A 14,790-nucleotide genomic window follows, 5' to 3' on the forward strand; every position below is an offset into this window, starting at 1 on the left:
ATTTTACAACACAGGCTGGCATCACTCTATCCATGTCACGAGTTGGGAAATGTATCGACAATGCACCAATTGAAAGTTTCTTTGGGCATTTCAAGACAGAGTCTTATCATCTCAAGAAATACAAGACCTATGAGGAGCTAGTCGCAGATGTGGAAAGCTATATCCAGTTTTACAATACACAACGTTATCAAACTAAATTAAACAACCTGACCCCTTGGGAATTCAGGAATCAGGTTGCTTAATATCTTTTATTATTTGACTGTCTACTTGACAGGGAGCAGTTCACTGATTTCAGAGTTTTTTTGTTAGAATACTTTATACTAAACGACGAAGCCAAGCAAACAGACCGACAACTTCCACTGGAGCTTTTTACTCAGCAAGGCGAGTGAACGACGGACGTCAGATTTTGATTTTTGACGAGTATCACTTCTCAAGGCAAGTCAACACTATTTAAAAAGTATTAGTTCTTCTTTTAGAGAGAATCTGGATGCCCCTTCAAATCTTCAGACGATTTTAAAGGATAGGGATTGTAGATTAAACAATATCAACAACCGTATTCTTGACTGGAAATACCGCTTTTAATCCCGTTTCCGATTTTTGCCGAGGTAGCCTAGTCCTAAGACAAAAAGAATGCTACCGAGGAGGATACCTAGAAGAGACTGTTGACTAGCTGTTTTCGGTAAATGCTTGTCATGACCTTTGGGTTTATCGTGTGGATTCCCTGTCTCATTTCCATGAGTAGACGTTTGATTGGTTCCCTTAGTACCTATCTTAGGAGTAAGGGTAACTGGAACAGATACTTCATCAGTAGTCTGATCTGGATAGGTTACTAGAACTGAAACAGTATGATCGCCTACAATAGTTGGCAACGCTGTATTAGGAAGAAGGCTAACAACTCCATTTCCAATATCAGTCACTGCACCGATAACATCTTCTACCTTCAATTCACCTGCTGGTTTGGTTACCTTAGAGGCGGTCGGGTTGGTCTTGTCTGCATCAGTCTCTGTCGGAGGAGTTGGTTCTTCCTTGGCTATAAGAGTGACAGGAACAGATACTTCATCAGTAGTCTGATCTGGATAGGTTACTAGAACTGAAACAGTATGATCGCCTACAATAGTTGGCAATGCTGTATTAGGAAGAAGGCTAACAACTCCATTTCCAATATCAGTCACTGCACCGATAACATCTTCTACCTTCAATTCACCTACTGGTTTGGTCACCTTAGAGACAGTTGGACTTGTCTTTTCAGCGTCAGTCTTTGGTTGCGGGCTTAGATCAGTTAATGGTACTTCCTGATAGATATAAGTGACAATCAAGGTCGTATTCCCCACAACAACACCGCTCGTAGGTGATGATGATACCAAATGACTACTAGCGTCTACCTCACCAACCTTGTAGTGGCCTGCTGGGGCTAAGGTGTAGGTCTTTTTATCATATCCAGTAATAGTCTGCATTTTGTGCTCTGAGTGCTCAGCGTCATAAGCAGTCCCCACTGCCGCATTATAATGAACGAGGGCATTATCTTTCAGAATCCGGTCGTTGACATCTTTGTATTTGATAATTACCGAACCCTTTATCTCCCCACCTAGTGGTGGTACCACCTCTTCTTTTGCAATTCGTAAAACGGTTGCGGTCAGAGGAGCAAGGGTCACCTTCTCTTCTGTCAAGGTCACCCCATCAGGTGCTTGAATCGCTTCTGTCCCTGCTTGTCGACCATCAGCTAGTACCTTTGCATTCTTTAGAGATTGACCGGCGGTAAAACTACGTTCCTTGTTATCTGCATTGACAAATACCAGATAAACATCACCGTTACTTGCAACTGTTTGGTAGCCCAAGACAAGGTCATCTTTTTCGACACCATCTTTACCAACCGTTGTCAGTAATCTCACACGCTTTTCTACTTCTTCCTTGGAAGCTAATTTGAAGGCGTCTGTTGATTTGCGTAAGGCGATCAGCCCCTGTGTATAGGCACGACTCTGGGTATGTTCAGGATAGGCAGCACTATTTGTCGCCTTGCTCCAATCAAAATGATTGACGGCATCACTCGAATCGTAGGAGTCATGAATAAAGTAAGGATATTCAAAAGGACTGCCGTCTTCATTGGTCAAGAGGTGAGATTTATTTGGCACCTTATCTTCCGATACAGGTGTTCGATAATCTGGGTGACGGAATTGCTTGGTTCGACCGTATTCTTGACCCGAGTGAATAAATGGTGTCCCTTGTGAGGTCAAAATCATCAGATTACCCAAGCGGAGCCGGCGATGAATTTCCTTGAGATTTTCAGCATTCGCAGGATCTTTTTTGATGGACTGGGCAATAATATCTGCTAGTGGCAAGTTATCGTGAGCAGCGATATATTGGATAACGTCTCCTGGATCATCTGCTTCAAAATTCGTTGGTTGCGCTTTGATATTCCGAAAAACTTTTTCAATATCCTGTTTTCCATTCGTGAGAAAGGCAGGCGTACCTTCGTTGGGATAGCCCGACTTCAAGGTATTGCGGATATCATCTGAAAATACGGCAGCAAAATCGGTGGATTTCATCCAAGATTGATCCGCGGGCTGGACGGGTTTATTTTCATCACCTGAATAGGTCACCCATCCCTCTCCCAACATCAGGAGATTAGGATTCAGTTTTCTTGCCTCATCATAGGCGGTTTGAATCGTTTCGGCATCATGATCTCCCATCAGATCGAAGCGGAAGCCATCCACCTTGTATTCGTCGGTCAAATACTTAATAGAGTCTACCAAGATACGGCGGCTCATGTGGTGGGTTGTTCCCAAGCGACCTCCGCCATAGCTTGTCCGAGGCGTACCGTCCGCATCCATGAAATGGTAATAATTTGGTTCTAGATCTTCAAAAATATCCGTTTTCGCTGTGTGGTTATAGACAACGTCTAAAATCACACCCATACCCCGTTTATGGATTTCATGAATCAGTTCCTTAAATTCTGCAATGCGGGCGCTCGGATTGGTCGGATCACTCGCATACATGCCTGTTAGAGAGAAGTAATTTTGGGGATCATAGCCCCAGTTATAATTGCTGTTTCCTGAAGCGTAGTCATCCATACGCTCTCCATTTTTCAGCTCATCAACATAGTAATAGCTCAAAACAGGTAGGAGTTGAATATGGGTCACACCTAATTCTTTTAAATAGTCCAATTTCTCACTAAAGGCCGAAAAGGTTCCGAACTGGGACTTTAAACCGCCCTCAAGGGTCTTATCAGACGTAAAATCACGGACATGAGCTTCATAAATCACGGCATCTTTCCGATCCTTAAAGCCGGGAATCGCAGCGTAATCCAAGTCTCTTGGCCCTGCCTCTGCTGGATCGACAAAGGCTGCCTTGGCAACTTTATAAGCTGGACCTGTCTCTGCTAAACCACTGTTCCAAGCTGCTAGGGATTTAGCATAGGGATCTAGGGTCAAAACGGATTGATCTCCTCGTTTGATTTCATAGTGATAGTAATAACCACGATAGTCTGTAATACCTAAACCACTATCGGCTGATAGGTCTGCATTCCAGGTTCCCTTATCGCCTCTAGTCATGGCTATCTTACCGACCACCTTGCTTTGATCCTTTTTATCATAAACCACAAGTGATACCTGATCTGCGCTTGGTGACCAGAGGGTGACAGCAACTTTCTGACCATTGTCTGTCACACGCGCTCCCAAGTCACCATCATACCGATACAAGCTATCTTTTAGCTGCCAATTCATACCTGTTGTAAACTGCTCACTTTCATATTTTACTGTATACGGAGATTGTTCTCCCCCAAACTCCCCCTGAATCAACACTTTTTTCGCTTCTGGATCAAGAACAATCTCTTTTATCGCAACGGCTTGCTGATCTTTATTGGTCACCTGCAATTTCTGCAAAAGCTCCTCTTTGGTTACATTTTCTAAGGTGGTAAAGGTTGCTTCAATTTCAGTCAGACTGATCTGCTGTGCCCCTGTCATTCGGACATCATTGATAAAATAGGGATTGGTATAAATCATTGGATCTGCGTCCCGCAAGAAAATCTGACGGTGTTTTTTCAAGTCTGTAAAATGATAGTCATTCTGCTGAATTTTCACATCATCACCCGACTTGCTTTCATCTAGTAATAAGAAGCCGATTGTCTTGGCAAGCTCCTTCAATGGGACATCAACATAGGCGCCGTATTTGCCTCGTTTTTCAAAATCAACACCATCTGGCCAGTTGGTCGTAGGAGTTTCAACATCACCCCATAACCACAGAGATTTACGATCATAGTTATTGTCTGACCGCAGGTAATTGATCCGCACCATCCCTTCTGCGATCGGCTCATAAAGGTAGGTGTTGTAGTCCTCGTCCAGCCATACTTCATTCATGTTAGGACTAAGTAGCTCTACCGTTTTATCCCCCGTCAGGTTCTGACCTGATGTGTTATTGATTAAAAAACTAATCTTTTCACGTTTCACCGCAGACAGTGGGACGTCAAGATAATGTCCATAGTGATCTGCCTTGGCTTGGGAGAAGTTCGTTGCTCCCGTAGGCCAGCTACCATTTTGGCTAGAGGGCTTTTCGACATCATCCCAAGTCCATAAGCCAAGGCTGGCTAGATTATCAGATGGCAGTTTCTTGAAATGCAGACGGATAAAACCTGCCCTTACTTCCTCATCTACCACTGGAGGAGCCGCTCGAAATGCTAATGCTGGGGCTGTGTCCTGTGGATCAGCTTGCTCTCCTGCCGCAGCTGCATCTGCCTGCTCAAGAGCAGAACTTGCCCCTGCCTCTTGTGCCAGCTTACCGTCTCCCGTCTGCTCCTTACTTTCTGCTTTCTCCTCCACAGAGTGAGACGAATCAATCTCCGTGACTGCTGAATTTCCGCTTGCTTCTTCGGCTTGAACGACCGCTCCAGCCCAAGCACAAAAACTAGCTGATAAAAGGATTGAAGCCGTTCCACATTTTACTACTCTTTGAAAATTAAAAGGATACTTGATCAACTTATCTTGGTAAACACTCATGTTACCTTCGACTTCATTTCCTCGTCTACTGTTCATTTTCTTTGAGTATGACATACCTACTTCCAAATGTTGTCGCTTCTTGTCAACCGTTTCCGTCTTCATCCATAACCTCCTCAAAATTTATTATTGATATGATGCAAACGTTTGCTCTCCTGCTTAGTATACCCTTAATAGACAGAATTGTAAAGGCTTTCATTTAAATTTGTAGATATTTTTTACATTTGATCGCCTAGACTAGCCTCTCAATAAACACAAAATAGACGACCTTCAACTATCTGGAGCAAAGCAGATAGGGATTGCGAAGCTAGCCTCCTCTAAGTCGGAGAGGGGTGAAATCGGTGATGTAATCATTTTGTTTATCTTTTTATTACTTCCTTAACTCGTATCGCTATATTAATTAAGGAAAATTACACTTTTCTCATCTATCACTTGTCTAGTTATCAACTAGGTAACTGACTGCGACTTTTAACGAAAACTTCGGTTTCTTCATTTCCCGCCTCCAACAGTCTATCCCTAGACTGTTCGACACGAGTTTCACTCGTTCTATTTCCTACCTCCAACAGTCTATTCCCAGATTGCGTTGACGAAAACTTTGTTTTCTTCATTTCCCGCCTCCAACAGTCTATCCCCAGACTGTTGGAGCAGGTAGAACTCTGTTCCTTCTTTGTTTTAAGGGAACAGGCTAAAAACCTACACTGGAGCTTTTTACTCAGCAAGGCGAGTGATAGTTGTTCAGTTTACTTTTAGTACTAGGCAACGAGTCGCAGATAGTACTGGAGTACAGCAAGACGAGTTAACGAAGTAATAAAAGTAAACGGAGCGACTATAACGACGTCAGATTTTGATTTTTGATGAGTATTAGAACACCTGTGTCCCTTTTCCTAGTGCTTATCTCCAGTCTTTTTTAACTGAAAAAAGCCACAAGGAAATTCCTCATGACTGTCTGCTCCTATCTATCCTTGTAATAGGCTATTTCCAAGCGCTTCAAAAGCTCCTCTTTCTCTGCCTCTGTTGTAAAACTAGCCCGAATAGCATTCTGATTAAAGCGATAGAAATCGTCTTTGTTGGTTCCAAAATGTTGGGTAAATAAGCGATATTCCTGGGTAAGATTAGTGGCAGATACCGTCCGATTGTCTGTGTTAATCGTGATATTAGCCCCGAAATCATAGAGAGCCTGATAGGGAAAATCTGCCAGACTTGCAGCTGCTCCCGTCTGCAAATTACTGGTCAGACACATCTCAATCGTTGTCCCTTGCTTGACACACTCTTCCATGACCCTAGGATCTTTCAAGAGGGCTGTTCCATGACCGATACGTGGAATCCCCAGCTGTACAGCATGGGCAACATTGGCTACACAGCCACATTCTCCTGCATGAAAGGTCATTCGTAGCCCTAAACGCTGGGTTTCTTTGATTGCTTCTTCCAAGGCCTGCGTCGGAAAATCTGCCTCATTTCCTGCAAAATCAAATCCTGCTAAGCCCTTTTGGGCTAGACTGACGACTTCCTTGAAAATTGTCTGTGTCTGCTCTGGTGGACTTTGCTTCAAACCACAGACCAAAACCTTAGCAAGAATACCAAACTCCGCTTCTGCTTCTTGCAGTCCTTCTAAGACTGCCTCTACTGTCTCAAGAGCTGTAAGTCCTTGATCCCTAGACAACTCCGGTGCAAAGCGGATTTCCATATAGAGGACATTTTCCCGTGCTGCTTGAGCAGCTACATCATAAGCCGCCAGTCTTAGCGCCTCCTTGGTCTGCAGCAAGGGACGAATAAAATCAAATACCGTTAGATACTCCAGTAGAGAGCCTGTACGGGCAGGCGCTGTCACCAATTCACGTAAATCCTCATCACGATCTGGTAAGGAAATTTGAGCTAAGTCTGCTAACTGACGAATCGCAGGCAGAGACAAGGAACCATCCAAATGGCAATGGAGTTCGGTCTTTGCTAACTGATGATGGATATTTTCCTGCATTGGTCACCTCTTTGTTTATCTATTGTTCTTCATACACGCAAAAATCAAAACTATACTTTATCGAGAGCCTTGATCAGCTGTCTGATTTTTTATTGAGTATCATCATATCATATTTAAAAGATATTTCAATACAAAATAGGCAAAAAACAGAAGTTTACCAGCAAATGTACATCCTCAATCACCACTATTCGACAATAGAATAGAAAAAACTCCCCGAAGGAGTTTTTTTTGACGGAAGACATGGGATTCGAACCCACGCACGCTGTTACACGCCTACCGCGTTTCCAACACGGCCTCTTAAGCCTCTTGAGTAATCTTCCATTTGAACTGTTTTTCATTATATCATAAACGCGACATCCTGACAACTGATAGATTGAATTTCTGTCATAAATACATGAAAAAAGTCTTTGCTTGCTAATTTCTACAACTGTTAGTCAAAATATTAGAGCCATCTGCAAACCTTTTCCTTGTGATAATCTTCCTGATACATTTCATGAATAGGAAAACACTTTTCTTTCTACGCTTGTCGGTCGAAAGTTTAGGAAAATAGGATTTCAGAAAACAATTTCAAAAAATAGAAGCTTTAAAATATGGTACACTAATTAACGAAAGAAGAATTTATTTGGAGGTTATCTATGAAAAATTATCCAAGAGGTCGTTCTCCTCTTCTTAAGATAGTCGGTCTAGGCTTTTTGATCCTCTTGCTTTTGCCAATCCTTGTTTTTCTGGCTCCCTTTGGTATTTGGTACTATTCCAAGAAAAAGCCTGATACTCTTAAGAGAAATATTTCGATTGGTCTCTCAATCCTAGCTATGTTCAGTATCTTCTACCAGCCCACCAATCCTAATCAACACGCTCATTCGGCACAAGGTACCCCTGATTCTACTCTGACTACTTCTTCATCTACTAAAACTGGTGAAAAAGAGAAGACTAAGAAGACCGAAGAAAAACAAAAGAAAGCTGAAGAAGATAAAAAAGCCAAAGAAGAACAAAAAAAGGCTGAGGAAGCGAAAAAAGCCGAAGAGGAGCGCAAGAAAGCTGAGGAAGCGAAAAAAGCCGAAGAAGAGCGAAAGAAAGCTGAAGAAAATAAAAAAGCCGAAGAGGAGCGAAAGAAAGCTGAGCAAGAGCGTTTACTCGCTGAAGGGGAGACGGCTGTCCAAAACTTAGAAGCAAACCAAGTCAATGAAAATATCCCGGTCGCTCAAAGCGCGGTTGATACATTACCCGATTCGCCTCAAAAAACAGAATTGCAACAGCGAATCCAAGCAGTCCAAAGTGCTATTGCTCAACGAGAAGAGACAATCAGACAAGAACAAGCAAACCAGGCTGTAGCAGATCTTGCCGCACAGCAAGAACAACGCACCGTCTATGTAGCGCGCAATGGAACCTCTGATGCCTATTGGTATAGTCTTGATAATATGCCCTCTAACACTCGCTTCGATCGAGTCGTAGCCATGTCGGAAGCTGAAGCTATCGCTAGCGGAAAACACCCTGCCAAGGGGCATGGCTAAACAAATATAAGTAGCTTTTTCTATAAAGAGCTACTTTTTTATATCAATTAAAAATATGCATCAAAGAATCACCTATAATGAAGCTTGAGAAAAATTCTCGAACTATATTCTTTTCAAAAAAGAGGCTGGTTAAGGTCTGACTTTTTCAAAAAATATTAAAAATGACTAAGAAAAGAAAAAACGTTGTCAAATCAACGTTTTACGAACCTTTGAAAAGGAATAAAAACATATAATGGAGCCGGTGGGAGTCGAACCCACGTCCAAACACCTGCTAACTTATTTCTCTACAACCATAGGTTATGTCTTTCTTTAACTTGCATACGACACATAACTCAAGTCTCATACAAGCGATTCAGTACATCTCTTTTAGAATTTACTGACACAATTCTAACGTAGCTTGCTCATTTAAGACCAGACAAGAGACACAAGCAATCCATTGCTGGTCACGCAGGCAGGTTATTAAGCTGCTAATGCGTAAGAATTTGTATTTTTTGCAGTTATATTTAACTGGCGTTTTACATCCGCTAGATGAGTTGCAAAACAAGCCTCATAATGCCTGTCGAATCCGTAACGACCCCGTCATTAAAGTGAATATCAGTATACCAAATTATGAAAAAAATAGCAACAGATGAGATAAAAGAAACACTTCTGTCAGACATTTTCTTTCAGCCTAGCGGACATAGCAACTTTCCTATATTTAAAACAGGTTCTACAACTAAGAGTATTGTTTGTCTACGCTCTACGGATTTTAATCTTCTATTTTCAGAATTACCCTAGTTTATGGTAAAATAATAATATGTATAAATTTTGGCAAAAAACTTTTCAGATACTTAGTATTCTCACACTTATTGCAAGTGTTTTCCTTGTTTTCTGGCTCTACAAGATTGGTATTTTAAATGATCAAAATGTCTTAGCCGATACGATTAAGAGCCATGGCGTATTCGGAAGCCTAACCTATATCTTCATTCAGATTCTGCAAGTTGTCTTTCCGATTATTCCAGGAGGTGTGACGACTGTTGTTGGTTTCCTTGTCTTTGGGCATTGGTGGGGCTTTGTGGTCAACTATATCGGTATCTCAATCGGAAGCCTCATCCTCTTCTGGCTAGCTCGGAAATACGGTAAGGCCTTCTGCCTGCTTTTTATGACAGAAGAGACCTTCTACAAGTACGAGAGCAAAATTGATAACAAGAGGAGCTATGAAATCTTCTTCATCCTCTGCATACTGTCTCCGGTATCTCCTGCTGATATTGTAGTCATGATTACCGGCTTGACCAGCATGAGCTATCGTAAGTTCATAACCATCATTCTCCTGTGTCGTCCGATTTCCATCGTTGCTTACAGCTTCTTCTGGATTTATGGCGGTCAATGGTTGCAACAGCTTATAAGATAAAAACTTCGTTAGAACGATTATCTAACGAAGTTTTTTATACTCTTTGAAAGTCAAAACGATACTGACTCCTTGTCAAGAGGCTCGATATAATTGAACTCGGACTACGAGCTGTGCAAAAAAGATAAATCTTCCTAGAGTTTGATAACTCTGCGTCAGATTTCCTATTTTTGCTTTGCTCGCTTCAACAGCCTAGAAAGACTGTTGAAGGTTGGAGATAGGGCGAGTGTAGCTTGTGTCAAACGCCCTCGCATCTTGTATAATTGAACTCGGACTACGAGCTGTGCAAACCAGAGAGTTGTAGCTCGTCTATTTTGAGATTACTTAATCCCTAGGGCGATACGCGCATAGCGACTCATTTTTTGTATCGTCCAAGCTGGTGACCAGACTAGGCGGACATCCACTTCTGTCACTTCCGGAATCGTATGCAATACATCATAAATCTGATCCGTAATCAAGTCTGCCAAAGGGCAGCCCATGGTCGTTAAGGTCATATCAATTTCCGTTTTCCCATCCATGAAACGAATTTCATAAATCAAGCCGAGATTGATAATATCAATTCCTAATTCAGGATCAATGACTTCTTCTAAGGCATGGAAAATCCGTTCCTGAATTTCTTTTACTTCTTCTTCTGTATAAGCCATTGATAGATGTCTCCTACTAATATATGATACAGGGTGGCATATAGAAAAGTCCACTCCACTGATACGCTTTCTATTTTTAGGGGAGCGTTAAAACGGTTCTCCTAACTTGCCCGCTTTCTCATTTCTATGCGTGCGTTAGAAAAGTCCAATGGACTAGCTCACTTTCGGGTTTTTGGGTGTGCGTTAAAACGGTTCACATAACTTGCCCGCTTTCCCATTTCTAGGCGTGCGTTAGAAAAGTCCAATGGACTAGCTCACTTTCGGGTTTTGGGTGTGCGTTAAAACGGTTCACATAACTTGCCCGCTTTCCCATTTCTAGGCGTGCGTTAGAAAAGTCCACTGGACTTTTCTAATCCTCAATAAAGTCACGCAGGGGTTTGCTTCTGCTTGGGTGGCGGAGTTTGCGGAGGGCTTTAGCTTCGATTTGACGGATCCGTTCGCGGGTGACGTTAAAGACTTTACCGACATCCTCTAGGGTACGCATTTTTCCATCATCAAGTCCAAAGCGTAGACGAAGAACATTTTCTTCACGGTCTGTAAGAGTATCTAAAACTTCATCTAATTGTTCTCGTAGGACAACCCGTGTTGTATAATCCACTGGATTTTCAATCACTTCATCTTCGATAAAGTCCCCAAGATGGCTATCATCTTCTTCACCAATCGGTGTTTCTAGGGAAACAGGTTCTTGGGCAATCTTCAAGATTTCTCGAACCTTGTCTGGTGTCATGTCCATGCGTTCTGCGATTTGTTCTGGTGTTGGGTCTTGACCTAGTTCTTGCAATAAATTACGCTGTTCACGAACTAACTTATTGATGGTTTCAACCATGTGAACCGGAATCCGAATGGTGCGGGCTTGGTCAGCAATGGCACGAGTAATGGCTTGGCGAATCCACCATGTTGCATAGGTTGAAAACTTAAAGCCTTTGGAATAGTCAAACTTGTCAACGGCTTTCATCAAGCCCATATTTCCCTCTTGAATCAAATCCAAAAACTGCATTCCACGACCGACATAGCGTTTGGCAATCGACACAACCAAACGGAGATTCGCTTCCGCAAGGCGTTGCTTCGCTTCTGGATCACCAGCTTCTACTGCAAGTGCCAACTCCTGCTCTTCTTCATTGGTCAAGAGAGGAACAACCCCAATCTCTTTCAAGTACATCCGTACAGGATCATTGACTTTAGCAGAGTTGCTGCCGAGTAACTCTTCGTCAGTCAGTTCAGGCTCTTCTTCTACTTGTAAAACACGCGCACTTGGATTGCCATCCTTGTCTACGATTGCAATTCCTGCATCTTGAATCCGTTGCAAGAGGTCATCAATCCCATCTGCATCAAGGGTGAACGGAATAACCAATTGATCGTTGATCGCATCATCGGTCACACTCCCATCTTTTTTATGGTTACGGATAAAGTCCGCAACTTGAACATCAAAAGTAGTTACTTCTTGTTTTTTATCTTTTTTTGCTGTCATAGTTACTCCATGTTTCTTTTATGTGCAATGAGTTGTGCCAATTCATCTAGTGCTGCCTCGGTATTCCCCATGTGGATTTGTTCACGAATCACACGTGATTTCTGCTGATTTTCTCGTTTCAGCTGCTCTTGCTGACGTCGCCTTTCTAGCTCTTCTAGCTCACTATCACCTATCTCTTCTGGCAATTTTTCCTCCAAGACTTGATACCAAGCCCGCTGAACCTGCTCAGTTTGCTGCGCCAGCTCATAGCTTGTTACTTCTCCATGTTCCTTTAATAAGCCAAAGAGAATCTGCAATTCTGGTGTAAAGAAGAAAAAGTCCTCTTTCAGTCGATAGTCATTCAGGACGTAAGGATGAGTCATCATGCGGTTGAGCAAGTGATTTTCTGTCCTCACCAAGCGTGATAAACGTGTCTGCTGAGGTAATTCCGTCACCAGCTGTCTGCTTACAGCCCCTTGACCTTGCGCTCTCTGACTACGTTCTTCTCGTTCATGCAAGCGCAGACGGTTGACTGCTGCTTCTATCTGACTATAATCAAAGTCAGGTAATAAATCTGCCAGCTTATAGATATAAGAATTTTGAGCTGTGATAGACTTATTCTTAGCAATAATCGGTGCAATTTGATCAACAAAATCAATCTGCATCTGCAGGTTTTCAAGGTTTTCAGGCTTGAGATACTGAATTAGAAATTCTACATCACTAATCCGACTAGTGGTCAACACCTGATGTAGCATTTCCTCCGAATGTTTTGCTAAAAACTCATCGGGATCCAAATTATCTGGTAGACTGACAATCTCTACTTTAAAATCGTGCAGTTCATTCAGCGCCTTTGCTGTCGCCGTCTGTCCTGCTGCATCTCCATCATAGGTCAAAACCACCTTTTTACAGAATTTCGCCAGATGCTGGACATGTTCTCTGGTCAATGCTGTCCCCATTGAGGCAACTGCATGATCAATCCCCGCACGATGAGCCGCAATAACATCCATGAAGCCCTCCATGAGATAGACCTCCTGGCTCTTCTTCATGACTGCCTTGGCTTTGTCTAAGTGATAGAGTTCATAGCTTTTATTAAAAATCGCTGTACTTCTAGTATTTTTATATTTTGCCAGCTGTTTATTCTCAAGATCACCCTGCTGCCAAATCCGACCAGAGAAAGCCAGAATCCGACCATGCTCATCCGTCAGAGGAAACATAATTCTGCTCTGAAAGGCATCATAGATAAGATTGTTATCAGCGGTGTTAAACAGACCTGATGCGAGCAAATCCGCTTCCTCAAACTTAGCAGACAAGTGCCGATAAAGATAATTTTTCTCCTGCGGAGCTAGCCCAATCTGAAAATGATTGATAACCTCATCTGTCAACCCACGATGATGTAAATAACTTCGAGCCTCTTCCCCCATTTTAGTCGTCATCAGGAGGGCATTGTAAAATTTTCCAGCCTCGGTATGAATGTCAAAGAGAACCTGATGGGGATGGACACGGCGTTCCTGTACCGCAGTTCTCTGCTGATCTAACTGAATACCTGCCTTTTCAGCTAGAACTTGGACACTATCGATAAAGGAAATGCCACGGTATTCCTCGATAAACTTAAAAACATCCCCTGACTTCCCGCAGCCAAAACAATGGAAGAATTGCTTGTCTTCAACTACATTAAAAGAGGGTGTTTTTTCTCCATGAAAAGGACAGAGCCCTAAGAAATTGCGCCCCGCTTTCGTCAGAGAGATGACCTCCCCAATGACATCAACAATATTGACGCCCTGTTTAATCTCATTAATTTTCTCTTTTGAAATCATGAGGTCACCTCCTTCCAGTGCAAGGTATCAGCTATTATAGCATATCCTATTTTATACTAAAACTGTAAAAATGTAAAATTTCCAAGTTAGAATACTTGAAAAAAAGATACTTTCGGCATATAATGGGAGGTGTTAACTATTATGAAAGGACATATTTAGGATATGTTAAAAGATTTAAAAGCATTTTTACTTCGCGGTAATGTTGTTGATTTAGCAGTCGGTGTCATCATTGCGAGTGCCTTTGGAGATATTATTACATCCATGGTAAATGATGTAATCACACCACTTTTTCTCAACCCAGCTTTGAAAGCTGCTGGTGCAGAAAAGATTGCTGAGCTTAGCTGGAATGGTGTTGCTTATGGTAACTTCTTAAGCTCTATTATCAATTTCGTCATCGTTGGTACTGTTCTCTTCTTCATTGTGAAAGCAATGGAAAAAGCACAAAGCCTTACAAAAAAACAGGAGGCTACTGACGAAGCCGCCGCTGCTGAAGTTGCTGGACCAAGCCAGGAGGAATTGTTAGCTGAAATCCGCGATTTATTGAAAAACAAATAAGAGTTGAAAGACAGATTATCTGTCTTAGGTTGAAGACAAACTTCCTTTTGAAGTTTGTCTTTTTTAGTTTATTCAAATAAATGTGTTTTGAAATTTTTTGTCCGGTATTCTTTCAGCACTCCTATGGTCTGGAAATGTCAATCATCAGAGTGAAACTGTTGAGATTAGGAAAAATGCTTCATTATAGCCGTTTAGTTTATTTTTAGTACTAGCTCAAACAGTCTGGGGAGAGACTGTTTGAGGTGGGAAATAAAGAAAACGAAGTTTTCGTCAAAACAGTCTGGGGAGAGACTGTTTGAGGTGGGAAATGAAGAAAAAGAAGTTTTCGTTAAAAGTCGCAGGTAGTTGTCTAGTTGATAACTAGACAAGTGACAGATAAGAAAAGTGTAACTTTTCTCAATGGTACAACTCAAGATACGAGAGCGTTAAGCAACTCCTAGACAAAATAGGAAATACGACGAAGAAGCTTTGGCTT

The 14,790-nt window shown here is 42.1% G+C and carries 9 protein-coding genes, 1 tRNA gene, 1 other RNA gene and 1 pseudogene; 4 read left to right on the plus strand and 8 right to left on the minus strand.

Annotation, left to right across the window (positions count from 1 at the left end):
• The coding region (locus BU200_RS04610; RefSeq protein WP_142237004.1) for an IS3 family transposase at positions 1-242 on the plus strand (242 nt) is incomplete at its 5' end.
• A gap of 336 nt (positions 243-578) precedes the next feature.
• On the opposite strand, the gene BU200_RS11680 is transcribed toward BU200_RS04610, so the two are convergent.
• From BU200_RS11680 to BU200_RS04625, 4 genes and pseudogenes are all read right to left on the minus strand, one after another.
• Positions 579-770, minus strand: coding sequence for an LPXTG cell wall anchor domain-containing protein (locus BU200_RS11680; protein ID WP_280523057.1), 192 nt, complete (start codon positions 768-770; stop codon positions 579-581).
• An 18-nt stretch (positions 771-788) separates the two neighbouring features.
• Positions 789-4,988: pseudogene (locus BU200_RS04615) on the minus strand (pullulanase); the annotation flags it as partial.
• 949 nt (positions 4,989-5,937) lie between these two features.
• The gene (gene add, locus BU200_RS04620) at positions 5,938-6,957 is read right to left on the minus strand and encodes an adenosine deaminase (protein WP_075099057.1); all 1,020 of its coding nucleotides are present in this window, start codon (positions 6,955-6,957) and stop codon (positions 5,938-5,940) included.
• Between the two features lie 232 nt (positions 6,958-7,189).
• Positions 7,190-7,277: transfer RNA gene (locus BU200_RS04625), tRNA-Ser, on the minus strand.
• Between the two features lie 315 nt (positions 7,278-7,592).
• Between BU200_RS04625 and BU200_RS10915 the strand changes: the two genes are divergently transcribed.
• Complete coding sequence (locus tag BU200_RS10915; RefSeq protein WP_142237023.1) at positions 7,593-8,468, plus strand: calcium-binding protein; 876 nt, start codon at positions 7,593-7,595, stop codon at positions 8,466-8,468.
• 230 nt (positions 8,469-8,698) lie between these two features.
• On the opposite strand, the gene ssrA is transcribed toward BU200_RS10915, so the two are convergent.
• Positions 8,699-9,046: a transfer-messenger RNA gene (gene ssrA / locus BU200_RS04640) on the minus strand.
• 218 nt (positions 9,047-9,264) lie between these two features.
• On the opposite strand from ssrA, the gene BU200_RS04645 reads away from it, so the two are divergent.
• The gene (locus tag BU200_RS04645; RefSeq protein WP_075099060.1) at positions 9,265-9,858 is read left to right on the plus strand and encodes a TVP38/TMEM64 family protein; all 594 of its coding nucleotides are present in this window, start codon (positions 9,265-9,267) and stop codon (positions 9,856-9,858) included.
• 317 nt (positions 9,859-10,175) lie between these two features.
• Here BU200_RS04645 and BU200_RS04650 read toward each other — a convergent pair whose 3' ends face one another.
• From BU200_RS04650 to dnaG, 3 genes are all read right to left on the minus strand, one after another.
• Positions 10,176-10,499, minus strand: coding sequence for a metal-sulfur cluster assembly factor (locus BU200_RS04650; RefSeq protein WP_075099061.1), 324 nt, complete (start codon positions 10,497-10,499; stop codon positions 10,176-10,178).
• A gap of 349 nt (positions 10,500-10,848) precedes the next feature.
• Complete coding sequence (gene rpoD / locus BU200_RS04655; RefSeq protein ID WP_075099062.1) at positions 10,849-11,967, minus strand: RNA polymerase sigma factor RpoD; 1,119 nt, start codon at positions 11,965-11,967, stop codon at positions 10,849-10,851.
• 2 nt (positions 11,968-11,969) lie between these two features.
• Positions 11,970-13,760 (minus strand): DNA primase, encoded by a 1,791-nt coding sequence (gene dnaG / locus BU200_RS04660; RefSeq protein ID WP_075099063.1) that lies wholly within the window; start codon positions 13,758-13,760, stop codon positions 11,970-11,972.
• A gap of 162 nt (positions 13,761-13,922) precedes the next feature.
• Here dnaG and mscL point away from each other — a divergent pair, with 162 nt between their 5' ends.
• Positions 13,923-14,315 carry a large conductance mechanosensitive channel protein MscL gene (gene mscL / locus BU200_RS04665; protein ID WP_075099064.1) on the plus strand — a complete coding sequence of 131 codons (393 nt, stop codon included), beginning with the start codon at positions 13,923-13,925 and terminating at the stop codon, positions 14,313-14,315.
• The last annotated feature ends 475 nt before the right edge of the window (positions 14,316-14,790 follow it).

The sequence above is a fragment of the Streptococcus acidominimus genome (genome assembly GCF_001921825.1).
Taxonomy (GTDB): domain Bacteria; phylum Bacillota; class Bacilli; order Lactobacillales; family Streptococcaceae; genus Streptococcus; species Streptococcus acidominimus.